This window comes from Corallococcus sp. AB018, from assembly GCF_003986945.1.
Lineage (GTDB): Bacteria > Myxococcota > Myxococcia > Myxococcales > Myxococcaceae > Corallococcus > Corallococcus exiguus.
In genome coordinates this window covers 1-3,936 of sequence record NZ_RAWR01000391.1, presented here as the reverse complement: position 1 = coordinate 3,936, position 3,936 = coordinate 1, and the positions used below count along the sequence as shown (strand labels likewise).

The following is a 3,936-nucleotide window of genomic DNA, read 5'->3' as shown; positions in this document are numbered from 1 at the left end:
TTCATGAGCGTCTCGTGGGCTCGGAGATGTGTATAAGGGACAGGGGCTGGTGTGTTCGTTCAGTTGGCAGACGGCCGGATTGCCCTCCTTACTGCGAGGCACGTCGTCTTTCCGGCTGTTCTCTCCGGTGAGGTGACCATGTCGCATGCCGGGAGGGGGCAGTCGTTCGTGCCGTCGGCGATAAAGGTGGACAGTCGCCTTGATTTGGCTCTTTTGGTTGTTCCGTCCGACGTCGACGTAGGGTCGTATCTGTGCTGGGCAGAATGGGCTGCTGAAAATAAGCCTGCTGTCGAAAAGGGGATGGCGATTATAGCGTGTGGTGTGCCGGGAGAGCTAAAGGGTGTTCCTGATTTGAAGACTCGTATCATACCCAGGGTTGTATTCTTTCAATACTACACTGGGGTTCTGGATCCGCTCGATCAGTATGGGCTGATTGTCTGCGATATCGATAAGGGCGCTCCTCTGCTGCCGAAGACTTTTCGAGGGATGAGTGGTGGCCCTGCATTCAGTGTGAAGAGACAGTTGGTTGGGATCAACGTTAGTGAGCGCTTGACGCAATCGGTGGATGGGCGTCTCTATGTGTTGCCGCGGCATAGGTTTGGGTCGTTGACGACTCCATTTGTGCCCAAAGCCGGGTCGCCTTCGGACTATGTCATGTGTAACGAGGGGCGGTTTTCGATGATGGCGGAAAGCATGGATGCTCCGGGGGAGAGCTTTTTTGTTAATGCTCGTGTTGAGTATTTTTGCTCACAGAATGACCCAGAACATCCCATGGGGCGCATGGGGAGAATTGTGTGCCTCTCACTGTCGAGAGAGCGTGGTGATTTGAGGCTCCCGATTAATGTTGAGTCCGTGTTTTATTATGACGGAGATGATGAGGCTGAGAAAATCAGGGCAGCGAGAGAGGAATTTTTCTTTCTGTTGCAGGATACGCGATACCGGCTCGTAGATTGAAATTGCGGACGGACGCTCACCGCAGGCGCGGTCCATTTCTCCTTGGGGGCGAAGGCAGCGCTGTCCAAAGGCGCGAACCCTTGGAAATCAGCCAATCACCCGCACCCCAATCTCCCCGATCCCTCGTCGCTCGGGCCCCCGCTCGCGCTGGCACGCCAGCGCGACTGCCCAGAACTTGTCCGCGTGCCCGCGGCTGGTGCGCTCGGCGTCGAAGGACACTTTTCCCGAGGGCAGCACGCGCCGCTTGATGGAGTGGATCTGCCCGACAAGCTCACGCTGGCGCGGCAGCGTGACATCGCGGCGCTGGAGCAGAATCTTGAAGTCGGTGGCCCAGCGCTCCTTGGCTTCGTTGGTGAAGTTCTCCTCCACCACCTGGGGAAAGTCGCGCGCCAGGTTCTCCGCGAGATTCATTCCGATACCGCTACGGTCGACGCTGAGGCGCGCCACCGGCAGGACGGAAAGAAGGCGCCGCAGGTGGGCTTCCTGCTCCGCGAAGGGAACGCCTTCGAAGCTACGCAGCAACCTGCAGGTGAAACGGCCCTCCACCTCTTCGAAGACGGCCAACTCGGAGCGGTCTCGCGTGCGGCCCACGTCGAAGCCCGCCACCAGGCGGCCCTGGGGCACGGGCACGTCGGAGGCGTCCTGGGCCATCGGCAGCTCGTCGGTGGTGCACGGGAGGATGAGCTCGTAGGGGAGGAAGCTGTAGGACTCGTCGACGTAAAAGGCATTCGAACTCCTGCTGGAAGTCCTCCAGCGGCAGGGAGTCGAACTGCTCGGTGAGGACGGGGCGTCCGAAGCGAGCGACGCGCTCCTCGGTGGACATGTGGGGTGCCTCCACTGCGGCGCGCCTCACGTCGAGGGAGAAGAAGCGGCATAGCCACCAGGGCACCAGTTGGCGGGTGTGGTGCGGGTACTTGCGCAGCTCCTGGGTGTCTATCTCCCAGAAGATGCCTCGCCGGCCGAGAGGGGTGCTGCCCCCTGTGAGTTGCCCATGCGAGCGCAGGATGAGGGCGGTGCTGCCTGTATAGACTTCGCGGTCGTTGACCAGGTGCGCCAGCTCGTCGAGGTAGACATCGCCGCGCTTTCCGCGCGGAGGCTTGGCGGGAACGGAGATGATGCGCGAGAGGCGCCGGCCTCGGGAGTTCGACTCGAAGGCCAGCTCCGTCTTGGCATCCGTCACGAGCTTCTTCTGGTAGGCGAGCGGCAGCTCCTCGTACACCTGCCGGGCGATGAGCACCTTCTCGACAGCGTCCGAGAGGTTGTACGAAACGAAGACCGCCGTGTGGCCGTCGCGCAGGTGGCACCGCGCCAGGGCCTCGAGGGCGAAGAGGAAGGAGAAGCCCACCTGGCGGCTCTTCGCCACCCACCTGAACCGGGAGCGGTTGCCGAGAAAGGACTGCTGGTACGGCTCCAGCACCACCGGTTCGTTGTCGTACTGGCACAGCCCGGAAATGAATCCGGACTCGGTGGCCAGCCACTGTGTGAGGTCATCCTCGGTGCGCTTGACGATGCCGAGCGTCACGCTGTCCTCCCTGCATGTTCCGTTGCCTTCTCTCGGCACCAGAGCGTGTATGGCTGCGTCCTCTTCACGACGGAGCCGCCATGTCTGCCTATGCCGCTGTTGCCCGCCCACCTCGCACGCTCACGGAGAAGGAGGTGACGCTCCTGCTGCGCGTCACGGGGGCGCACAAGGAGGGCTTCAGGGACCACTGCCTCTACAGCCTCGCGCTGGCCTCGGGCCTGCGTGAGCACGAGTTGGTCGCCCTCAACATCGGCGACATCTTCAACGAGCGCGGGCGCGCGCGCCGGCACGTGATGCTGACTGTCTTCAAGGGCAGCCGCCGACACCCGAGTCCCCAGGAAATCGTTCTCGCGGACGCGGTGCGCGCGAAGCTGGAGAAGCTGCTGCGGCTGAAGCGCGCGCAGGGACACGACGTGGGGCCCCAGGCGCCGCTCTTCCTGAGCCGCAAGGGCCTGCGCCTGTCCACGCGGCAGGTGCGCCACGGCTTCGCGGTGTGGCAGGAGCGCGCGGGCCTGGAGCGGCACCTGAACTTCCACTGCACCCGTCACACCGCGTGCACCGGGGTGTACCGGCGGACGAAGGACATCCGCCTCACCCAGCGCTTCGCGCGCCAGCGCAGCATCGACTCCACGGTCATCTACACGCACCCCTCGGACGACGAGCTGGTGCGCGTGACGCAGGACCTGCCCTGCTGATGGGGAATGCCGCCTCCGCGCTGAGCGCCCGCGAGAGCCCCTGGTTGGGCCAGGGTGCCGCGCGGAGGCGGTGAGGGGCGGCCGGGCGCAACGCTCGCGCAGGCCACCCCTGGCGCAGCCGCAGCCGCAGCAGCCGCAGCCGGCGAAAGTGAACAGCGCGAGGCGTTCACTTACCGGGCGCAAATGAACAGGGGAGGGGTGTTCACTTTTTCGGAGCTGACCCTCTCGAAAAGGGCCCCAGGTACATGCCCCGGCGGCGCACCCCGCACGAAAGATCGCACCACCCCCCACCCTGGCGTCAGGGGTAGGCGGGGTGGGCGTGCTGGCGTCATCGGTAGGCATGGTTGCGCCCGGCCGGGGCAGGCGGTGAAGGTGACTGGGGAGGAGCTGGGCCGCGTGACGGGCGGCAGGTGGCGCCAACCTGCGGAAAGCGGCAATCGGCCTCGGCGCTTCGGCCCGTCAGGAGGCCTCGTAAGCGCGCGAAACAGCGTGGGGGCCGTGACGCCGAATGGCCGCCTTTACCCATTTTCGGCCATTCGGCTCGGCCCTGGTAACGGCACGCGCGCCCAGGTGCGCGCGGGGCACGGAGCTGGTGCTTCGAGGGCGACGTTGGGCGGCGTGGGGCTCACGGAGGGGGCAAAGTCCTGCGGCCCGAAGCGCGCGGGGACACGCGCGCACGAACGGGGCGCGGCGGAGGCGTTGGCGCGCAGGGCTGAACCGGGGACGCGCGCCAGGTGGGCCACGTGGCGGCCAGCGGGGAGTGGG

At 65.0% G+C, this 3,936-nt stretch carries 4 protein-coding genes; 2 read left to right on the top strand and 2 right to left on the bottom strand.

The genetic code is table 11. The annotated features are described in order from the left end of the window. The first annotated feature begins 51 nt into the window (after nt 1–51). Nucleotides 52–954: a serine protease gene (locus tag D7Y11_RS41965; protein ID WP_126936461.1), complete on the top strand. Its 903-nt coding sequence runs from the start codon at nt 52–54 to the stop codon at nt 952–954. A gap of 87 nt (nt 955–1,041) precedes the next feature. Here D7Y11_RS41965 and D7Y11_RS43620 read toward each other — a convergent pair whose 3' ends face one another. Both D7Y11_RS43620 and D7Y11_RS44795 read right to left on the bottom strand, forming a co-directional pair. Further along, nucleotides 1,042–1,518 (bottom strand): terminase, encoded by a 477-nt coding sequence (locus D7Y11_RS43620; RefSeq protein ID WP_233607578.1) that lies wholly within the window; start codon nt 1,516–1,518, stop codon nt 1,042–1,044. Then, nucleotides 1,466–2,476, bottom strand: coding sequence for a terminase family protein (locus D7Y11_RS44795; RefSeq protein ID WP_158642062.1), 1,011 nt, complete (start codon nt 2,474–2,476; stop codon nt 1,466–1,468). The genes D7Y11_RS43620 and D7Y11_RS44795 overlap by 53 nt, the downstream gene beginning before the upstream one ends. Before the next feature lie 80 nt (nt 2,477–2,556). Here D7Y11_RS44795 and D7Y11_RS41950 point away from each other — a divergent pair, with 80 nt between their 5' ends. Beyond that, on the top strand, nt 2,557–3,171 hold the full coding sequence (locus D7Y11_RS41950; RefSeq protein ID WP_126936459.1) for a tyrosine-type recombinase/integrase: 615 nt from the start codon (nt 2,557–2,559) through the stop codon (nt 3,169–3,171). Nucleotides 3,172–3,936: the final 765 nt, after the last annotated feature.